Genomic DNA, 18,331 nt, shown 5'->3' with positions numbered 1-18,331 from the left:
TTCGTGACAAAACCTGCTTACCCCATTTGGAGAAGCAGGTTTATGAAACGACTATCCGATATCAAGTTCTCGGCCCTTGATCTGGTGCCCGTGCGGGAAAACGGCAGTGCGGCCCAGTCCCTGCACAATTCCCTGGACCTGGCGCAGCATGTGGAAAAATTCGGCTACAACCGCTTTTGGGTCGCCGAGCACCACAACATGGACGGGATCGCCAGTTCGGCGACCTCGGTCCTGCTGGGTTATCTGGCTGGCGGCACTTCGACCATTCGTGTCGGTTCAGGTGGCGTGATGCTGCCCAACCACGCGCCACTGGTGATCGCCGAACAGTTCGGCACCCTTGAAAGCCTGTATCCGGGGCGGATCGATCTGGGCCTGGGACGCGCGCCTGGCTCCGATCAAATGACCGCCCGTGCCCTGCGCCGTGAACGCTCCGGCAGCGCCGATGATTTTCCGCAGGATGTAACCGAACTGATGAGCTACCTTGGCCCACGTACGCCAGGCCAGCGGATAATTGCCATGCCGGGTACCGGCACGAATGTCCCGATCTGGTTGTTGGGTTCGAGCCTGTTCAGTGCGCAGTTGGCGGGTGAGCGCGGTTTGCCCTACGCGTTCGCCTCACATTTCGCACCGCGCTTCATGCATGAGGCGATTCGCGTCTACCGCAACCACTTCAAGCCTTCAGCGGTATTGGATCAGCCTTACGTGATGCTCGGCGTGCCACTGGTGGCCGCGGACACCGATGAGCAAGCCGATTATCTGGCCACTTCGGTCTACCAGCGGATTCTCGCATTGATGCGTGGCCAGAGCCTGGTGCAACGCCCGCCCGTGAAGACCATGGACGGTCTGTGGCTGCCTCATGAGAAAGAAGCGGTCGGTGATTTCCTGGGTCTTGCCATGGTCGGCAGCCCGCAGAAAATTCGCGCCAAACTGGAAGTGCTGATCGAACAGACACAGGCCGATGAGCTGATTTTTACCTGTGACCTGTACGAACATGCCGATCGCCTGCATTCCTACGAGTTGCTGGCCCAGGTCATGAAGGGCTGAGACGCAAACAGCGCCTACAAAAAAGCCGACGCCATTGCGTCGGCTTTTTCATTTTCGAAGGCGTCAGCCCTGTTTGTAGACGATTTGCCTGGCGCCTTTTTCGCAGGTGCCAACAACTTTTCCGTCAGCAGCAGCACCTTTGTCGACGATCTCCAGTGTGTAATCGGAAACCCCCTTGGCATCCAGTTTCGCCGAGATCTCGGCTTTCAGCTCGTCGCACGATTTGCCCTGGGCAAAGGCTGTTCCCGCAAGGCTCAACAAACCTATCGCCAGAATAAACTTCTTCATGGGTTGCACCCCCTGGTCGGATCAATAGAGGGAGCGCATCCAGCGATCGGCCGGAGGCACTCACCACGTAGCTTTGCCATTCCCTATGGCATTCGGCCGGCGCGCAAGTTCAGAAGGCGGACTTCAAACTCAGCTACTGGCAATCCGGAATCCGACCTTGAGCGTCACTTGAAAGTGTGCCGCTTTGCCGTCTTTTATGTGCCCCCGGGTTTCGGTCACTTCGAACCATTCCATGTATTTCAGACTTTTGTTGGCTTCGGCCAGTGCATTATTGATGGCATCTTCAATGCTGGTGGTGGATGAGCCGACCAGCTCGACTTTCTTGTAGGTGTGATGGTCAGTCATGGCGTTCTCCTAAGGATGTGAAATACAGCCTAGCAGTGATTTTTCTTATTTCTTCCGTCGACCAATCCGAGGCGAAATTCAGATTTACTGCACTTTCTGGAACCCCTGAAGTCCCAACCAACACACGCAACTCAACAATGCAGGAGATTCACCATGGCCAACACCTCGTTACGTAAAGCCTCATTGCAAAGCATGGAAGCCGAGATCGAGAGTCTGCTGAAATCGTTGGAAAGCCTGAAGGACGACGCCTCGGACGAATCGCGTAAAACCCTTAAAACGCTGAAAATCAACGCCGAGAACGCGCTGAAGCATTCGCGCCATCTGCTCTCCGATGCCTATGAAGAGGTCAAGGTCAAAACCCGTGAAACCGGGATCGCGACACGTGACTACGCCCAGCAACACCCTTGGACTACAGCCGGTGTCGCAGTCGGTGCGCTGGGTCTTTTGGCCGCCTATCTGCTGTGCAAGCGCGGTAACTAAGGTGCCTGACGCAGTTCGTTTTTAAGCCACTGCGCCAATTGCCGAGCGCGTCCGTCTGCGGCGCGCTTGGGTAGCCACAATGCCAGTTGCGCCGGGGTTTCACAGAAACCCCATGGCGCAACCAGGCGGCCGGCCTTCAAATCTTCTGCCACCAGCGGCTCAGGCGCGATGGCCACGCCCAGTCCGGCCACTGCGGCCTCCAGCAAATAATACAAATGCTCGAAACCCTGTCCGTACTTCAACGCCTTGGCGTCGAGGCCACTTTGCTGCGCCCAACTCGGCCAGGCTTGCGGCCGTGAGGTGGTGTGCAGCAAAGGCTCGGTCAGCAGGACGTTGGCCGGTGCGCTGCGCAGTCTTTCGTAACCGACGAATCGTGGGCTCATGACCGGACCAATGCGTTCACTGGCCAATTCATAAACTTGCATGTCCGCCGGCCATGGTGGCTCGGCAAACACCAGCAAGGCATCCAGGCCAGGCCGCCGTGGATCGAGATCGCCTTCGCCGGCCGACAGGTGCAAACGCAGATCCGGCAGGTCCGCATTGAGCCGCCCCAAACGCGGAATGAACCAGCGCGCCAGCAGGCTGCCCGAGCAGCCGAGCACGAACGGCGCATCGGCGGTGCTTTGGGTCAATTCGGCGCAAACGCTGCGCAAACGCTCGAAGGCATCGCTGCTGACATCGCGTAAACGAACGCCCGCATCTGTGAGTTTAAGGCCACGTCCATCCTTGATGAACAGGCTCACGCCGAGGTGTTCTTCCAGCACCTTGAGTTGTCGGCTGACCGCGCCATGAGTCACGTGCAGCTGTTCGGCAGCGTGACTGACGCTGTTCAGACGGGCAGTGGCTTCGAAGGCGCGAAGAGCGTTCAGCGGAGGAAGGTCGTGGCTCATGGTATCTGTGAGTTTTCCTGACAGGTTGTGGCGATCTTATCGGTTTTCAGTGCGGGATGTCAGAGGTAGAGTGAACCCCATCGTCACCTCTCAAATACCACTGGAGCGACCCATGACCCAGACTAACCTGCGCAATGGCCCCGACGCCAACGGCCTGTTCGGCGCGTTCGGTGGCCGTTACGTTGCCGAAACCCTGATGCCGTTGATCCTCGATCTGGCCCGCGAATACGAAGCGGCCAAGGATGATCCGGCGTTCAAAGAAGAATTGGCTTACTTTCAGCGTGATTACGTCGGACGTCCAAGCCCACTGTATTTCGCAGAGCGTCTGACAGAGTTCTGCGGCGGTGCGAAGATTTACCTCAAGCGCGAAGAGCTGAACCACACCGGCGCGCACAAGATCAACAACTGCATCGGCCAGATCCTGCTGGCGCGGCGCATGGGCAAGAAGCGCATCATCGCCGAGACCGGCGCTGGCATGCACGGCGTGGCGACCGCCACCGTGGCTGCGCGTTTCGGCCTCGATTGTGTGATCTACATGGGCACCACCGACATTGAACGTCAGCAAGCCAACGTGTTTCGCATGAAGCTGCTGGGCGCTGAAGTGATCCCGGTGGTCGCCGGCACCGGCACCCTTAAAGATGCGATGAACGAAGCCCTGCGTGACTGGGTGACCAACGTCGACAGCACCTTCTACCTGATCGGCACCGTCGCGGGCCCGCATCCATATCCCGCCATGGTTCGTGATTTCCAGGCTGTGATCGGCAAGGAAACCCGTGAGCAGTTGCAAGCCCAGGAAGGCCGTCTGCCCGACAGCCTGGTGGCGTGCATCGGTGGAGGTTCCAATGCCATGGGCCTGTTCCACCCGTTCCTCGATGACAAGAGCGTCGAGATCATCGGCGTTGAAGCCGCCGGTTATGGCATCGAAACCGGCAAGCATGCGGCCAGCCTGAACGGCGGCGTACCGGGCGTGCTGCACGGCAATCGTACTTTCCTGTTGCAGGACGATGACGGCCAGATCATCGACGCTCATTCGATCTCCGCTGGCCTCGATTATCCGGGCATCGGCCCGGAACACGCCTGGTTGCATGACATCGGCCGCGTCCAGTACACCTCGGTGACCGACGACGAAGCCCTCGATGCGTTCCACAAATGCTGCCGCCTGGAAGGGATTATTCCTGCACTGGAAAGCGCCCATGCCCTGGCCGAAGTGTTCAAACGCGCACCGACCCTGCCGAAAGATCACCTGATGGTGGTCAACCTGTCCGGTCGTGGCGACAAAGACATGCAGACCGTGATGCATCACATGGAACAGTCTCAACAAGAGCAATCCAAGCAGGAGAAACACTGATGAGCCGCCTGCAAACGCGTTTTGCCGAACTCAAGGAACAGAACCGCGCCGCCCTGGTGACCTTCGTGACCGCCGGCGATCCGGGCTACGACACGTCTCTGGCGATCCTCAAAGGCTTGCCGGGAGCGGGGGCCGACGTGATCGAGTTGGGCATGCCTTTCACCGATCCGATGGCCGATGGCCCGGCGATTCAACTGGCCAACATTCGTGCCTTGGGCGCCAAACAGAACCTGGCGAAAACCCTGCAAATGGTGCGCGAGTTCCGCGAAGGCAATAGCGACACGCCGCTGGTGCTGATGGGTTACTTCAACCCGATTCACATGTACGGTGTGCCGCGTTTCATCGCTGAAGCCAAAGAGGCGGGTGTCGATGGCCTGATCGTGGTCGACTTGCCGCCCGAGCATAACGCCGAGCTGTGCGAGCCGGCACAGGCAGCGGGCCTGGACTTCATTCGCCTGACCACGCCGACGACGGATGACGTGCGCCTGCCGACTGTATTGAACGGCAGCTCCGGCTTTGTTTATTACGTGTCAGTAGCAGGTGTGACCGGTGCGGGCGCAGCGACTCTGGAACATGTCGAAGAAGCCGTCACCCGTCTGCGTCGGCATACCGATCTGCCGATCAGCATCGGTTTTGGTATCCGCACACCGGAGCAAGCGGCGTCCATCGCTCGTCTGGCCGACGGTGTGGTGGTGGGCTCGGCGCTGATCGATCACATCGCCAATGCCTCGACACCGGATCAGGCTGTGGAGGGCGTACTCAGCTTGTGCGCAGCCTTGTCCGAAGGTGTGCGTAAAGCGCGGGTCAGCTGAAGGTAAAGCTGCTGATGCAAAGGAATTAGAGCCTCGCAGCACAGACTGAACAGCAAGACCGGGGGCTTCAGGGCTACGTTCTGAAACCCTCAAAAAGATCGCAGCCTTCGGCAGCTCCTACAGTGGAATGCGATACCTCTGTAGGAGCTGCCGAAGGCTGCGATCTTTTGCTTTCAGGGCAACTCCAACCCACCTGCAGCCTTGTGCAGCTTGCGCAAATGCTCGCCAACCTGCTTCAGATTGGCTTCGTTGGCGGCCATTTCAGCGGCGCGACCTGGATCGAGCAGTGCTCTGACTTCTTTGTCCAGATCGCCGGTCAGCGCTTGTAGCTGCTTCTGGCGCAGACTGCTTTGCGACTCAAGGCGCGTCCACTCATTCGGTTGCGGCAAACCATAGCCACCGCTGCCGAGCAGTTCGGCCGGACGGCTAAGGAAACCGCTGCTGGCGAGAATCTGCTGCAAGGTCGCATTGGCCTTGTCCATGCTCCCATTCTTCAATTCTCGAGCACCCAGATAACGTTGCTTCACTTCGTCCTGGGCCAGCACCATCTGCTGACGGAAACTGGCCTGCTCCAGCAGCAGCAATGCCGCGCTGGTGCGTAAGTCAGCCTGATCAATCCATTTGCGGCGTTCCTCAGCTTTCAAGGACAGCCAGTCCTCGACCTTGTCCTGCTTGATCGGCAAATGCTTTTTCAGCACTTCGAACATCGCTTGATAACGATCGCGGAAGGAGTCGAAACGATAGCCCAGACGCAACGCTTCGCGGGGATCATCCAATACGCTGGTATCTGCCAGCCCGCGGCCCTTGAGCACTTCCAGCAAACCGTTGGGCATGATGCTGTCGAGGCCGACCAATTGCGCATTGTTGGTGCTGCTGCGCAGCAATTTCAGGCCCTCTACCGCGCAGTTGTTGGACAGGAAAAAATAGTTGCCGTCGTAACTCCAGTGCATTTCCGCAGCGTGTTCCACCACGTCTTCGACCTCACTGGGCGACAGGTTCAGCGGCACGGAAGCCAGGCTGCGCAGTTCGGTCTTGGTGTATTCGTCGATCACCTGGGCCAGCGGCAAGACAAACAGGCGCGAGGGGTATTTACCCACCAGCCCGTCCCAGCTCGACAGCTGTACGTCCCCGACGAAGGCGCGGTAGGACAACACCAGATGTTGATCCAGATCCAGTCGACAATCCGGCCCACGAGGCCGACCCGGCGCACAGATCACCAGTCGCAACATGCTGTGGCCCCAGCGGCTGACCCAGTTCTGGTTGGCTTCGGCCAAAAGATAGTCAACGGCATAAACCCGTTTCGGATCGACCTGGCCCAAGGGCAGCTTGGCAAAGTCGTTACCCGCATTAAGGAAGGCGAATGATTGGGCGCATGTGTCTTTGGCGGCTGGCGCCCAGCCGAAATGTTCCTTGTAGTAGCGATACAGCGCAGGACGACGGCAGGCATAGCTTGGGTCGAGAAGGAAATACTCCATGTTGACCGCGACGAACTCTTTGGGGCTGCTCGTCTCGTAGATGTCCGGGCTGCGCGCAATCTGCCGGTTGTGCTGTTCACGCTCGCCGCGCCGACCGACGTATTGCGGCCAGCCGGCCAAATCTAGCAGGCGAGGGTCATCGCTGAGGGTCCAGCGTCGCTCTGTCTGCCCACGGCATTGGTCGGGGATGCCGATCAGCCCGGAGCTGTTGTTACGTTGTTTGCAGCGCTGGATCAGCGTGCGCTCGGCGTCTGGCCACAGACGCGCCCGGTCATAAATATGGGTGAGTTCGTGTAGCACCGTGGCGAGCATTTCCCGGCGGACGGTGCCGTGGGGGCGATACGTCTTTTGGGTTGCGGCGCTGCCGTTGGTGAGGCTGGCGAGCAGATTGCGATTCAGGTCGAGCTCAGGCACCAGTGACGCCTGGCCGTAAGCATCACTTGGCATGTTGTCGGTCCAGCCAACGTCAATGCGCCGGTCCAGTTGCTCGATGAAACGCGGCGGTAACGCCTGCATGGCTTCATCAATCAGCGCCTGAGTGGCCTGCTGTTGCGCTGGGCTCAGACCGTCGGTCTTGAGTCGTAGTTGCAGGCCGGCCTGAGCTGTGTTGCCAAGCAGCAACACAACCCCGGCCAGCAGCCAGGCGCCTAGGGACTTCACAGTGCGAGGATGGCTTCGGCGAGAACCTGATCACTGGCGTCGCGGGCTTGCGGTACGCGAGTGCGCAAGGTGTCGAAGGCCGCTTCCAGGTGCGCACCACGTATTTCACCGTCGCTGGCGACGAAACTGGCCGCATCGTCGTGGGCTTCACGAACGATCTTCGAATCGCGAATGGAAGTGGTGGTGTCGGAAGTGAAATCAAGCGTGCGTTCGGAAGCACGAATGATGATGTTACTGGTGGCTACCAGGGTTTGCGCCTGGGCCACATTGGCCAACAACAGCAGGCCAAGGGTGGCAGCAATCAGCGGGCTACGCATGGAACGACTCCGGAGGAACAATGGATAACTATTGGACGAGAATTGCTTGCGCCAGTTCAAGGTCGCTGGCATGAAGTTTTGGCTGGGTCCGGCGCAGGTAAATCAACGCGGCCTCCAAGTGTGATCCTCGCAGCTGACCGTCACTGGCAATGAACGCGGCAGCGTCATCCCGGGCGGCGATCAGCAGTTTATGGTCGAAGGGCGCGGAGGTCACCATGCTGGAGGCGTAACCACTGGCCACAGTGCCTTGTGTAGACAGATTGAAAGCATCGAAGGCGTGGGCCGAACCCGACCAGCAAGCCGCAAGAAAAACCGCAGTGATCGAAAGGCTTGGAAGAAAACGCATGAGACTCGATGGCTGAAAGCGAGTCCCAAGGCTAGCGCAATGCCCGGGCTAGAGCCAGCGCCGAAACATGGGGACACGACGGGCGTGCCCCCGCTTCTGAGCTGTCGCTTAGATCGTCAGGATGGCCTGGGCCAGCTGTGCGTCAGTTGCATTCAGTTGTGGAGCTTGTTGGCGGATATGGTCGAGAGCGCTTTCCAGTTTCACGCCACGAATGGCGCCTTCACTGGCGACGAAGCTAGCGGCATCGTCACGGGCTGCACGGACGATTTTGTCGTCGCGAAAAGAAGACGATACATCCGACGTTGCGTCAGAGGACGCCTTCAGTCCACCAACAATGGAATCGGTGGTCACGATAAAGCTGGTGGCGTGGGAATTGGCAGCAACGGCAAGCAGAGCGGCAGCACTGAGCAGGCGAAGACGGGACATGGGGTAGCTCCTTTGGATAGACCGATTTAGAAGTGGCTCGGGATCAGATGCCTGTTTTAAAGCGATCGCCACGTTCTATCTGGATATTAGGCCTGTGCCTATCGGTTAGAACAGCCCCTGTCTGCCAAGAGAGGATGTTAATGCCGAAACTGTACTGGTTTAACTCATCTGAACTATAAACTGTACCTGTTGGTGGCTTTTGTTCTGTCGGTCAAATATCAGCTCCAAAACGACAAAACCCGTCGTGGTTTCCCACGACGGGTTTTGTTTGTTCGATTCGGGTTGCTGGCGGTGGATCCGGAGGATCAGAGCCAGCGACGCTAACTTAGCGCCAGAACGGCTTGCTCAGCTCTTCGTAGCGTTGTGCTTCGCTAATCCCTGCGTCAGCCAGCAGACGCGAATCCAGGCGAGCCAGTTGATGGCGGCTGGAGATGCGGCGCTGCCACAGCATCAGGTTGGCGATAACGCGCAGAGGCAGGGAAGCCTGGGTTTTTGCAGCAGTATCTTCGAAAAACAGCTCGGAACTGAGTGTACGTTCCATGGTTGACATCCTTCCGCTTATGGCGGGATTAGGTAGTGGTTTAACTGATGCCAATGATCCTCTCGTTTGGCCAGTCTCTGTAGATACAGTTCACCTGTATTGTGAGAGACCAGTTAACTGTTAAAGGGTGGTGTACTGGTCAAAATTGAGGCAACTGTACCTATCTGCACCGTTGTGGTGCATTTTTGATCGTTTGGTTTGAAAAGGTAGGCAATTACGGTAGGAAAAGACCCATACAGCAGTACAGTTTTTGACGGTATCGAGGGTTTTCACAGGGAGCTGACGAAACTGTGTTTGCGCCAGCTCCAATCTGTATCAATTACATCGCCAGCATACGCCCGGTTTCTTCCAGGTTTATGTGCCAACTCAGGGCGTCGCGAAGAATGTGCGGGGTATGCCCGCCGACTGCGCAGGCGGCAGTGAAGTAGTCATTCAAGGCTTGGCGATAGTCCGGATGAACGCAGTTGTCGATGATGGCCCGGGCGCGTTCACGCGGTGCCAGGCCACGGAGGTCGGCCAGGCCAATCTCGGTCACGAGAATGTCGACATCATGTTCTGTGTGGTCGACGTGGCTGACCATGGGGACCACGCTGGAAATCGCGCCGCCCTTGGCAATCGACTTGGTGACAAAGATCGCCAGGTGCGCATTGCGCGCAAAATCGCCGGAGCCGCCGATCCCATTCATCATCCGGGTGCCGCAGACGTGGGTGGAATTGACGTTGCCGTACAAGTCGAACTCCAGCGCCGTGTTGATACCAATGATGCCCAGGCGCCGTACCACTTCGGGATGGTTCGAGATTTCCTGGGGGCGCAGCACCAGCTTGTCCTTATAGTGCTCCAGATTCCCGAATACATCGGCATTGCGCCGGCTCGACAAGGTGATCGAACTGCCCGAAGCAAAGCTCAGCTTGCCAGCGTCGATCAGATCGAAAGTCGAGTCCTGCAGCACTTCGGAGTACATGGTCAAGCCTTCGAACGGCGAGTCGATCAAGCCGCACATCACCGAGTTGGCGATTGTGCCGATACCGGCTTGCAGCGGGCCGAGTTGGTTGGTCATGCGCCCGGCAGCCACTTCTTGTTTGAAGAAATCGATCAGATGGTCAGCGATGGCCTGGGTGTCGGTGTCTGGCGGCAGGACAGTGGATGGCGAGTCGGACTGGTTGGTGATCACGATCGCGACAATTTTCTCTGGCGGTATCGGGATGGCGGTGCTGCCGATGCGGTCGTCGACTTTCACCAATGGAATCGGGGTGCGGGTCGGCCGGTAGGTCGGGATATAAATGTCGTGCAGACCTTCCAGATTCGGGTTGTGAGCCAGGTTGATCTCAACGATCACGTGTTTGGCGAAAATCGCGAAGCTGGCCGAATTGCCTACCGACGTGGTCGGCACGATATGACCCTGCTCGGTGATTGCCACGGCTTCGATCACCGCGATGTCCGGTAGCTTGAGTTGTTGGTTACGCAGTTGCTCTACGGTTTCCGATAGATGCTGGTCAATAAACATGACTTCGCCGGCATTGATCGCTTTACGCAAAGTGCTGTCCACCTGGAACGGCATGCGTCGCGACAGTACGCCGGCTTCAGTCAGTTGTTTGTCGAGGTCGTTGCCCAGGCTGGCACCGGTCATCAGGGTGATTTTCAGCGGCGCTACCTTGGCGCGCTCGGCCAGGGCATGAGGCACGGCCTTGGCTTCGCCGGCTCGGGTAAAGCCGCTCATGCCGACGGTCATGCCATCCTGAATCAGAGCGGCAGCGTCGGCGGCGCTCATCACCTTGTCCAACAATGAAGGCAAGCGAATACGGTCACGGTACATAGTTGTTTTCTCGGGGCAACGGAAGCAGGTGCGCAGTCTAGTGAATTTGATCAGCGTCCGTCCCGCTACCAAGGTCGCATTCGAGGCTTCTATTCTGGGCCTTTCAGACAAAACACCGTTACAGGATCGGTAACAGCCACAAACAAAAACGCCCCGACGAGTCGGGGCGTTCAGGTTATCGAAGGGTTACTCGACGGCTTTGACCATGTCTTCGATGACTTTCTTGGCGTCGCCGAAAACCATCATGGTCTTGTCCAGGTAGAACAGTTCGTTGTCCAGACCGGCGTAGCCGCTGGCCATCGAGCGCTTGTTGACGATGATGGTCTTGGCTTTGAACGCTTCGAGAATCGGCATGCCGGCAATCGGCGATTTCGGATCGTTCTTGGCCGCCGGGTTAACCACGTCGTTGGCGCCGAGCACCAGCACCACGTCAGCCTGACCGAACTCGGAGTTGATGTCTTCCATCTCGAACACCTGGTCGTAAGGCACTTCGGCCTCGGCCAGCAATACGTTCATGTGGCCAGGCATCCGACCCGCCACCGGGTGAATTGCATACTTCACGGTCACGCCGCGGTGGGTCAGCTTCTCGGTCAGCTCTTTCAAGGCATGCTGCGCCCGAGCCACTGCCAGGCCGTAACCTGGAACGATGATAATGGTGTCGGCGTTAGTCAGCAGGAAGGTCGCATCGTCAGCCGAACCGGATTTCACCGGGCGGGCTTCCTGGGCGCCTGCCGGACCTGCGTCAGCGGTATTGCCGAAACCGCCGAGCAGCACGTTGAAAAACGAACGGTTCATCGCCTTGCACATGATGTACGAGAGGATCGCACCGCTTGAGCCCACCAGCGAGCCGGCAATGATCAGCATCGAGTTGTTCAGCGAGAAGCCGATACCCGCTGCTGCCCAGCCGGAGTAGCTGTTGAGCATCGACACCACGACGGGCATGTCTGCGCCACCGATCGGGATGATGATCAACACACCCATCACGAAGGCCAGGGCCAGCATCAGTGCGAAAGCGCTTAGACTGCCGGTCAGCATGAAGGTGATGCCCAGTGCCAGTGTCGCCAGGCCCAGCAGCAGGTTCAACTTGTGCTGACCGCTGAACTGTACGGGTGCGCCCTGGAACAGGCGGAACTTGTACTTGCCCGACAACTTGCCAAACGCGATTACCGAACCAGAGAAGGTGATTGCACCGATGGCGGCACCGAGGAACAGTTCCAGGCGGTTACCGGCAGGAATCGAATCCCCCAGTTCCTTGACGATGCCCAGTGATTGCGGCTCAACAACAGCAGCGATGGCGATGAATACTGCAGCCATACCGATCATGCTGTGCATGAAGGCGACCAGTTCCGGCATTTTGGTCATTTCAACGCGCTTGGCCATGATCGAGCCAGCGGTGCCGCCGACCAGCAGGCCGACGATGACGTAACCGATGCCGGCAGTAGCAAGTTCAGCGCCCAGCTTATAAATAAGGCCGACCGTGGTGACGATTGCCAACGCCATGCCAAGCATGCCGTAGACATTGCCGCGCCGCGATGTGGTTGGGTGCGACAGGCCTTTGAGGGCCTGGATGAAGCAGATCGACGCGATCAGGTAGAGCGTCGTTACCAGATTCATGCTCATTACTGGGGCGCCTCTTCTTTTACGGCTTTCGGGGCTTTTTTCTTGAACATCTCAAGCATTCTGCGCGTTACGAGGAAGCCGCCGAACACGTTCACTGCCGCCAAAGCCACCGCCAGGGTGCCCATGGTCTTGCCCAGTGGGGTTACGGTCAAAGCGGCGGCCAACATGGCGCCGACGATCACAATCGCGGAAATGGCATTGGTCACCGCCATTAACGGCGTGTGCAATGCAGGTGTAACGTTCCAGACCACGTGATAACCGACATAAATCGCCAACACGAAGATGATCAGGTTGTAGATACCGGGGGAGATAAGCTCTTCCATCGTCTGAATCCCTGCTTAGGCGTTTTTGCGGATGACTTGGCCATCGCGGCACATCAGGCACGCGGCGACGATGTCGTCTTCGAGGTTCACTTCAAACTGGCCTTCTTTGTTGAAGACCAGCTTCAGGAAGTCCAGCAGGTTGCGCGCGTACAGGGCCGAAGCATCGGCCGCGACGGCACCGGCCAGGTTGGTCGGGCCGCAAATGGTCACGCCATTCTCGACGACCACCTGATCGGCCACGGTCAGCGGGCAGTTGCCGCCCTGGGCTGCCGCGAGGTCGATGACCACGGAGCCTGGCTTCATCTGCGCCACGGTTTCCGCGCTCAATAGCGTCGGTGCCTTGCGGCCCGGGATCAGCGCCGTAGTAATGACAATGTCAGCCTGCTTGGCGCGTTCATGCACGGCCAAGGCCTGGCGCTGCATCCAGCTGGCAGGCATGGGGCGCGCGTAACCACCGACACCGACGGCGCATTCGCGCTCTTCATCGGTTTCGTAAGGCACGTCGACGAACTTGGCGCCGAGGGATTCGATCTGCTCTTTTACCGCAGGACGTACGTCAGACGCTTCGATCACGGCACCCAGACGTTTTGCTGTAGCAATCGCCTGTAAACCGGCCACGCCAGCACCGAGAATCAGCACGCGTGCCGCTTTCACGGTACCCGCAGCAGTCATCAGCATCGGCATGAAGCGAGGATAGTAGTGAGCGGCCAACAACACGGCTTTATAGCCGGCAATGTTCGCCTGAGAAGACAGCACATCCAGGCTCTGAGCGCGTGAGGTACGCGGCGCAGCCTCTAGCGCAAATGCGGTAATACCGCATTCAGCCAGCTTGGCAATGGTTTCATTGCTGAACGGGTTGAGCATGCCCACCACAACGGTGCCGCTCTTTATCAGCGTCAGCTCGCTGTCGCTGGGGGCGACCACCTTGAGAATCAGCTCGGCACCAAACGCATCGTTGGCGCTGCCAATGGTTGCGCCTGCCGCTGCATAAGCACTGTCGACAACGCTGGCATTAATGCCGGCGCCGCTTTGCACAGTGACCTTATGACCTTGGCCGATCAGCTTTTTGATGGTTTCCGGGGTTGCAGCAACCCGTGTTTCACCCGTCTGGGTTTCGAGAGGAACACCAATGTGCACGTCAAATCTCCTGCGTGATCTTATTGAGTAAACCCAGGCACTTCGGGTGGTGCGGCTGGGGCGGCCGATCAGCACGATCCCGCCAAATCAGGGCGGGGCGCGGCATTTTGCAGGCGAACTTTGTGCCCTTCAAGGGATTATGACGGGTGACGGAAAATTAACTACAAGTCACCCTGTGACCGAATGTCGCAACCTACCGGTTCAGTCCCTTGCAGGCCGTGCCTTGTAAGGGTTTCGTTAAAATTTTAATAATTTGTTATATCTGCATGATGAATGAGGAGTCATCGCTGGCCGATAGAGGCTCAAAGCCACGTATTCAGGCCTTTGTGGGACGTTTGTACTGCTCCTCAGTACAGTCTGCAGAAATGCGACAAATACTTATATCTGTAGTGCTTCCGTATTTCTGACTACGTAATCAACTAACAGGTGTAAGCCTTTATCCTTCTAGGTTGTAGCTTTGTGCCTGATTCACCAGCCAATCGCGAAAGGCCCTTAAAGATGCTGATTCGACCTTTCGCTCCGGAATCATCAGGTAGTAAGCCTTGATGCTCGAAAGTGCCTGAGCGTTGGCAATCACTAAACGTTTCTCAGCCAATTCGCGTTGAATCAGAAACGGTGGAATCAGCGCGATCCCCATATCGTGCATCGCGGCTTGAGCAAGCATGGAGAATAGCTCGTAACGCGGTCCTGTCATGTCACGCGGGATATTCAGGTTTTGAGAGTTGAACCATTGGCGCCAGGCATACGGGCGAGTGGTCTGCTGAAGCAAGGGCAATTCGGCTATTTCACCGGCGCTCAGATTGTTTTTTTTGCCCAGTAACGTGGGGCTGCACACCGGCATCGGATTTTCGCCCATCAGCCTGTGGGATTCGGTACCCGACCAGTCGGCATCGCCGAAATAGATCGCGGCATCGAAATCGGTATCGGCGAACAGGAAGGGGCGGGTGCGGTTGGTGAGGTTGACCGTCACTTCGGGGTGTTTGTGCTGAAAGTCCTTGAGTCGCGGCAACAGCCATTGAGTGCCGAAAGTAGGGACCACCGCCAGCTCGATCACGTTGGTGCCCTGCTGGCCCATCACTGACAAGGTGTCTCGTTCAACTGCATCGAGTTGGGTCGCCACTCGGCGACTGTAGGAAAGCCCGGCCTCCGTCAGCTTCACTCCGCGCCGCGAGCGGCGGAACAGTTCGACGCTGAGGAACTCCTCAAGGCTGGCGATCTGTCGGCAAATCGCTCCCTGCGTGAGGGAAAGTTCCTGGGCGGCCTTGGTAAAGCTCTCGTGGCGCGCTGCAGCTTCAAAGCTGATCAGGGCGGTTGTGCTGGGGATCTTCCTGCGCATGTACGTCAACCTCACTAATACATCGCCAATAAGCTATTTTGCGATGTTTCGAAGTGAGAAATTAGCACAACAGTATGCAAAATCCTCGTTTGTCGTGAAGCCGAACCGGGCCTAGGATCACTCCACGTTATTTGACCCGATTCGAGAGGACTCACTCATGGGCGGTAAAGCTAGCTTCAACTGGATCGATCCCCTGCTGCTGGATCAACAGCTCACTGAAGAAGAGCGCATGATTCGCGACACGGCTCAGCAATTCGCTCAGCAGAAGCTCGCGCCCCGCGTTCTCGAGGCTTTCCGTCATGAGAAGACCGACCCGGCGATTTTCCGCGAGATGGGTGAAGTGGGTCTGTTGGGTGCGACCATTCCTGAGCAATACGGTGGCAGCGGCCTTAACTACGTCAGCTACGGTCTGATTGCCCGTGAGGTCGAACGTGTCGACTCCGGCTATCGCTCGATGATGAGCGTGCAATCCTCGCTGGTCATGGTGCCAATCAACGAATTCGGTACCGAAGCACAGAAGCAGAAATACCTGCCGAAACTGGCTTCGGGTGAATGGATCGGTTGCTTCGGTCTGACCGAGCCTGACCATGGTTCCGACCCGGGCGCGATGATTACTCGTGCACGTAAAGTGGAAGGCGGCTACAGCCTCACCGGCAGCAAAATGTGGATCACCAACAGCCCGATCGCCGATGTGTTCGTGGTTTGGGGTAAGGATGACGCGGGCGACATTCGTGGGTTCGTTCTGGAGAAGGGCTGGAAAGGCCTTAGCGCTCCGGCGATTCACGGCAAGGTTGGCCTGCGCGCATCCATCACCGGTGAGATCGTCATGGACAACGTATTTGTCCCTGAAGAGAACATCTTCCCGGATGTCCGTGGTTTGAAAGGTCCGTTCACCTGCCTCAACTCCGCACGCTATGGCATCTCCTGGGGAGCATTGGGTGCGGCTGAGTTCTGCTGGCATACCGCGCGCCAGTACACCCTGGATCGCAAGCAGTTTGGTCGTCCATTGGCAGCTACACAGTTGATCCAGAAAAAACTGGCCGACATGCAGACCGAAATCACCATGGCGCTGCAAGGCTGCCTGCGACTGGGGCGTATGAAGGATGAAGGTATTGCTGCGGTCGAAATTACTTCGATGATGAAGCGCAACTCCTGCGGCAAGTCCCTGGACATCGCTCGCATGGCGCGCGACATGCTCGGCGGCAACGGTATCTCCGATGAGTTCGGTGTCGCTCGGCACCTGGTCAATCTGGAGGTGGTGAATACCTATGAAGGTACGCATGACGTCCACGCGCTGATCCTGGGTCGCGCGCAGACCGGCATTCAGGCGTTCTATTAATAGGAGAACGGTCATGGGCGCGCTTTCGCATCTACGGGTACTGGATTTATCGCGGGTGCTTGCCGGGCCTTGGGCCGGGCAGATCCTGGCGGACCTTGGCGCCGAAGTCATCAAGGTCGAGCGCCCGGGCAATGGCGATGACACGCGCGCCTGGGGCCCTCCGTTCCTTAAAGACGCCTATGGCGAGAACACCAGCGAGGCGGCCTATTACTTGTCCGCCAACCGCAACAAGCAATCAGTGACCATCGACTTCACGCGGCCAGAGGGTCAACAGTTGGTGCGTGAGCTGGCGGCGAAGTCAGACATTCTCATTGAAAACTTCAAGGTCGGTGGTCTGGCGGCTTATGGGCTGGACTATGAGTCGCTCAAGGCGATTAATCCGAAGCTGATCTATTGCTCGATCACTGGATTCGGGCAGACAGGTCCGTATGCCAAGCGTGCGGGTTACGATTTCATGATCCAGGGCTTGGGCGGTCTGATGAGTTTGACCGGTCGTCCCGAAGGAGATGAAGGCGCGGGTCCGGTGAAAGTCGGTGTAGCGCTGACAGATATCTTGACCGGTCTCTATTCCACGGTAGCGATCCTGGCGGCCTTGGCTCATCGGGATCAAGGCGGTGGCGGTCAGCATGTAGACATGGCGTTGCTGGATGTTCAGGTGGCTTGTCTGGCCAATCAGGCGATGAATTACCTGACTACCGGCGTTGCGCCTAAACGCCTGGGCAATGCTCATCCGAATATCGTGCCTTATCAGGACTTTCCTACGGCCGATGGCGATTTCATCCTCACCGTGGGTAACGATGGGCAGTTCCGCAAGTTTGCGCAGGTGGCTGGTCAGCCACAGTGGGCAGATGACCCGCGTTTTGCGACTAACAAATTGCGGGTAGCTAACCGAGCAGTGTTAATTCCGCTGATACGCCAGGCGACCGTGTTCAAGACTACTGCCGAATGGGTGGCGCAGCTGGAGCAGGCTGGCGTGCCATGCGGGCCGATCAATGATCTGGCGCAGATGTTTGCCGATCCTCAGGTTAAAGCGCGGGGCCTGGCCATTGAGCTGCCTCATGCTTTGGCTGGGAAGGTCCCGCAGGTTGCAAGCCCGATTCGTCTGTCCGAGACTCCGGTGGAGTATCGTCATGCGCCTCCCTTGTTGGGGGAGCACACGCTGGAAATTCTGCAGCGGGTATTGGGTCTGGATGCTGATGTCGTTGCAGGGTTAAAAGCGTCTGGGGTGCTATGAGCATTCCTTCTATATATAGCGGGGCTAATGTGATCTCTCTATATAGAGGGGAATGTATGGTTTTCAGGCTTTCTGCAAGTTATTGATAGAAAAGCGCAATCAGGGGTTGACGGCAGATTTTGAAGGCCTATAATTCGCCCCACTTCCGGCGCAGTCGAAACGGAAAACTCCTTGGTAAACAATGAGTTACGCGGTTTTCGGCAGCGGTTACGCTTCAGTTCATCGAAGCCAGAAGGAGTTGAAAGAGCGGTGATGTTAAGCTCTTTTAACGGTTCGATCTTCTCGGTCGAAAGCGGAGAAAAAGAGGTGTTGACAGCAGCGAGTAACGCTGTAGAATTCGCCTCCCGCTAACGAGAGATCGGAAGCGCAAGTGGTTGAAGTTGTTGAAGATTCCCAAGCGAAACTTTGAAAACTTCTGAAAATAACCGCTTGACAGCAACAGAGGCTGCTGTAGAATGCGCGCCTCGGTTGAGACGAAAGATCTTAACCAACCGCTCTTTAACAACTGAATCAAGCAATTCGTGTGGGTGCTTGTGGAGTCAGACTGATAGTCAACA

General features: G+C 57.5%; 19 protein-coding genes. 6 read left to right on the top strand and 13 right to left on the bottom strand.

What is annotated here, in order from left to right; all coding sequences use genetic code 11:
- Positions 1-42: 42 nt before the first annotated feature.
- Positions 43-1,044 carry an LLM class flavin-dependent oxidoreductase gene (locus tag FHW68_RS11755; protein WP_095632681.1) on the top strand — a complete coding sequence of 334 codons (1,002 nt, stop codon included), beginning with the start codon at positions 43-45 and terminating at the stop codon, positions 1,042-1,044.
- 63 nt (positions 1,045-1,107) lie between these two features.
- On the opposite strand, the gene FHW68_RS11750 is transcribed toward FHW68_RS11755, so the two are convergent.
- Entirely contained in the window at positions 1,108-1,332 is a 225-nt protein-coding gene (locus FHW68_RS11750) for a DUF1161 domain-containing protein (protein ID WP_095632680.1), read from the bottom strand.
- Between the two features lie 129 nt (positions 1,333-1,461).
- A complete protein-coding gene (locus tag FHW68_RS11745; RefSeq protein WP_007902773.1) occupies positions 1,462-1,677 on the bottom strand; it encodes a dodecin in 216 nt (71 codons plus the stop codon).
- A gap of 153 nt (positions 1,678-1,830) precedes the next feature.
- Between FHW68_RS11745 and FHW68_RS11740 the strand changes: the two genes are divergently transcribed.
- Complete coding sequence (locus tag FHW68_RS11740; protein ID WP_095632679.1) at positions 1,831-2,157, top strand: YqjD family protein; 327 nt, start codon at positions 1,831-1,833, stop codon at positions 2,155-2,157.
- Here FHW68_RS11740 and FHW68_RS11735 read toward each other — a convergent pair.
- Positions 2,154-3,047, bottom strand: coding sequence for a LysR family transcriptional regulator (locus tag FHW68_RS11735; RefSeq protein WP_183680508.1), 894 nt, complete (start codon positions 3,045-3,047; stop codon positions 2,154-2,156). The two genes, FHW68_RS11740 and FHW68_RS11735, sit on opposite strands and share 4 nt — an antisense overlap.
- Before the next feature lie 112 nt (positions 3,048-3,159).
- Here FHW68_RS11735 and trpB point away from each other — a divergent pair, with 112 nt between their 5' ends.
- Entirely contained in the window at positions 3,160-4,395 is a 1,236-nt protein-coding gene (trpB, locus tag FHW68_RS11730; RefSeq protein ID WP_183680506.1) for a tryptophan synthase subunit beta, read from the top strand.
- Entirely contained in the window at positions 4,395-5,207 is an 813-nt protein-coding gene (gene trpA / locus FHW68_RS11725; protein ID WP_183680504.1) for a tryptophan synthase subunit alpha, read from the top strand. The genes trpB and trpA overlap by 1 nt, the downstream gene beginning before the upstream one ends.
- A gap of 173 nt (positions 5,208-5,380) precedes the next feature.
- Here the strand turns inward: trpA and FHW68_RS11720 are convergent, their stop codons facing one another.
- From FHW68_RS11720 to FHW68_RS11675, 10 genes are all read right to left on the bottom strand, one after another.
- Positions 5,381-7,342 carry a DUF4105 domain-containing protein gene (locus FHW68_RS11720; RefSeq protein ID WP_183680502.1) on the bottom strand — a complete coding sequence of 654 codons (1,962 nt, stop codon included), beginning with the start codon at positions 7,340-7,342 and terminating at the stop codon, positions 5,381-5,383.
- Complete coding sequence (locus FHW68_RS11715) at positions 7,339-7,659, bottom strand: DUF2388 domain-containing protein (RefSeq protein WP_095632674.1); 321 nt, start codon at positions 7,657-7,659, stop codon at positions 7,339-7,341. The genes FHW68_RS11720 and FHW68_RS11715 overlap by 4 nt, the downstream gene beginning before the upstream one ends.
- Positions 7,660-7,687: 28 nt before the next feature.
- Positions 7,688-8,005, bottom strand: coding sequence for a DUF2388 domain-containing protein (locus FHW68_RS11710; RefSeq protein WP_095632673.1), 318 nt, complete (start codon positions 8,003-8,005; stop codon positions 7,688-7,690).
- Between the two features lie 108 nt (positions 8,006-8,113).
- A complete protein-coding gene (locus tag FHW68_RS11705) occupies positions 8,114-8,431 on the bottom strand; it encodes a DUF2388 domain-containing protein (protein ID WP_008067730.1) in 318 nt (105 codons plus the stop codon).
- Positions 8,432-8,756: 325 nt separating this feature from the next.
- Positions 8,757-8,972, bottom strand: a complete 216-nt coding sequence (locus FHW68_RS11700; protein WP_018927231.1) for a DUF1127 domain-containing protein — start codon at positions 8,970-8,972, stop codon at positions 8,757-8,759.
- 319 nt (positions 8,973-9,291) lie between these two features.
- Positions 9,292-10,785 carry an acetyl-CoA hydrolase/transferase family protein gene (locus FHW68_RS11695; RefSeq protein ID WP_183680500.1) on the bottom strand — a complete coding sequence of 498 codons (1,494 nt, stop codon included), beginning with the start codon at positions 10,783-10,785 and terminating at the stop codon, positions 9,292-9,294.
- A 186-nt stretch (positions 10,786-10,971) separates the two neighbouring features.
- On the bottom strand, positions 10,972-12,405 hold the full coding sequence (locus FHW68_RS11690; protein ID WP_095632671.1) for an NAD(P)(+) transhydrogenase (Re/Si-specific) subunit beta: 1,434 nt from the start codon (positions 12,403-12,405) through the stop codon (positions 10,972-10,974).
- Positions 12,405-12,728, bottom strand: a complete 324-nt coding sequence (locus tag FHW68_RS11685; protein ID WP_007902743.1) for an NAD(P) transhydrogenase subunit alpha — start codon at positions 12,726-12,728, stop codon at positions 12,405-12,407. Before FHW68_RS11685 ends, FHW68_RS11690 begins: the two co-directional genes overlap by 1 nt.
- A 15-nt stretch (positions 12,729-12,743) precedes the next feature.
- Positions 12,744-13,865: a Re/Si-specific NAD(P)(+) transhydrogenase subunit alpha gene (locus FHW68_RS11680; protein WP_095632670.1), complete on the bottom strand. Its 1,122-nt coding sequence runs from the start codon at positions 13,863-13,865 to the stop codon at positions 12,744-12,746.
- A 436-nt stretch (positions 13,866-14,301) separates the two neighbouring features.
- Positions 14,302-15,201, bottom strand: a complete 900-nt coding sequence (locus FHW68_RS11675; RefSeq protein WP_095632669.1) for a LysR family transcriptional regulator — start codon at positions 15,199-15,201, stop codon at positions 14,302-14,304.
- A 157-nt stretch (positions 15,202-15,358) separates the two neighbouring features.
- Here FHW68_RS11675 and FHW68_RS11670 point away from each other — a divergent pair, with 157 nt between their 5' ends.
- The gene (locus tag FHW68_RS11670) at positions 15,359-16,540 is read left to right on the top strand and encodes an acyl-CoA dehydrogenase (RefSeq protein WP_095632668.1); all 1,182 of its coding nucleotides are present in this window, start codon (positions 15,359-15,361) and stop codon (positions 16,538-16,540) included.
- Positions 16,541-16,553: 13 nt separating this feature from the next.
- On the top strand, positions 16,554-17,774 hold the full coding sequence (locus tag FHW68_RS11665) for a CaiB/BaiF CoA-transferase family protein (RefSeq protein ID WP_095632667.1): 1,221 nt from the start codon (positions 16,554-16,556) through the stop codon (positions 17,772-17,774).
- Positions 17,775-18,331 lie beyond the last annotated feature (557 nt).

Origin of the sequence: Pseudomonas sp. Tn43, assembly GCF_014192635.1 — a bacterium.
In the GTDB taxonomy this organism is placed as follows: Bacteria; Pseudomonadota; Gammaproteobacteria; order Pseudomonadales; family Pseudomonadaceae; genus Aquipseudomonas.
The sequence above is the reverse complement of the archived record's forward strand: the minus strand, read 5'-3'. Positions and strand labels throughout refer to the sequence as shown.

Bases quoted from the DNA above. Each gene is read 5' to 3' on its own strand.
- FHW68_RS11755 (WP_095632681.1), top strand. From the start codon at position 43: ATGAAACGACTATCCGATATCAAGTTCTCGGCCCTTGATCTGGTGCCC.
- FHW68_RS11675 (WP_095632669.1), bottom strand. From the start codon at position 15,201: ATGCGCAGGAAGATCCCCAGCACAACCGCCCTGATCAGCTTTGAAGCT.
- FHW68_RS11700 (WP_018927231.1), bottom strand. From the start codon at position 8,972: ATGGAACGTACACTCAGTTCCGAGCTGTTTTTCGAAGATACTGCTGCA.
- trpB (WP_183680506.1), top strand. From the start codon at position 3,160: ATGACCCAGACTAACCTGCGCAATGGCCCCGACGCCAACGGCCTGTTC.
- FHW68_RS11670 (WP_095632668.1), top strand. From the start codon at position 15,359: ATGGGCGGTAAAGCTAGCTTCAACTGGATCGATCCCCTGCTGCTGGAT.
- trpA (WP_183680504.1), top strand. From the start codon at position 4,395: ATGAGCCGCCTGCAAACGCGTTTTGCCGAACTCAAGGAACAGAACCGC.
- FHW68_RS11745 (WP_007902773.1), bottom strand. From the start codon at position 1,677: ATGACTGACCATCACACCTACAAGAAAGTCGAGCTGGTCGGCTCATCC.
- FHW68_RS11750 (WP_095632680.1), bottom strand. From the start codon at position 1,332: ATGAAGAAGTTTATTCTGGCGATAGGTTTGTTGAGCCTTGCGGGAACA.
- FHW68_RS11665 (WP_095632667.1), top strand. From the start codon at position 16,554: ATGGGCGCGCTTTCGCATCTACGGGTACTGGATTTATCGCGGGTGCTT.
- FHW68_RS11735 (WP_183680508.1), bottom strand. From the start codon at position 3,047: ATGAGCCACGACCTTCCTCCGCTGAACGCTCTTCGCGCCTTCGAAGCC.
- FHW68_RS11690 (WP_095632671.1), bottom strand. From the start codon at position 12,405: ATGAGCATGAATCTGGTAACGACGCTCTACCTGATCGCGTCGATCTGC.
- FHW68_RS11695 (WP_183680500.1), bottom strand. From the start codon at position 10,785: ATGTACCGTGACCGTATTCGCTTGCCTTCATTGTTGGACAAGGTGATG.
- FHW68_RS11685 (WP_007902743.1), bottom strand. From the start codon at position 12,728: ATGGAAGAGCTTATCTCCCCCGGTATCTACAACCTGATCATCTTCGTG.
- FHW68_RS11710 (WP_095632673.1), bottom strand. From the start codon at position 8,005: ATGCGTTTTCTTCCAAGCCTTTCGATCACTGCGGTTTTTCTTGCGGCT.
- FHW68_RS11705 (WP_008067730.1), bottom strand. From the start codon at position 8,431: ATGTCCCGTCTTCGCCTGCTCAGTGCTGCCGCTCTGCTTGCCGTTGCT.
- FHW68_RS11740 (WP_095632679.1), top strand. From the start codon at position 1,831: ATGGCCAACACCTCGTTACGTAAAGCCTCATTGCAAAGCATGGAAGCC.
- FHW68_RS11715 (WP_095632674.1), bottom strand. From the start codon at position 7,659: ATGCGTAGCCCGCTGATTGCTGCCACCCTTGGCCTGCTGTTGTTGGCC.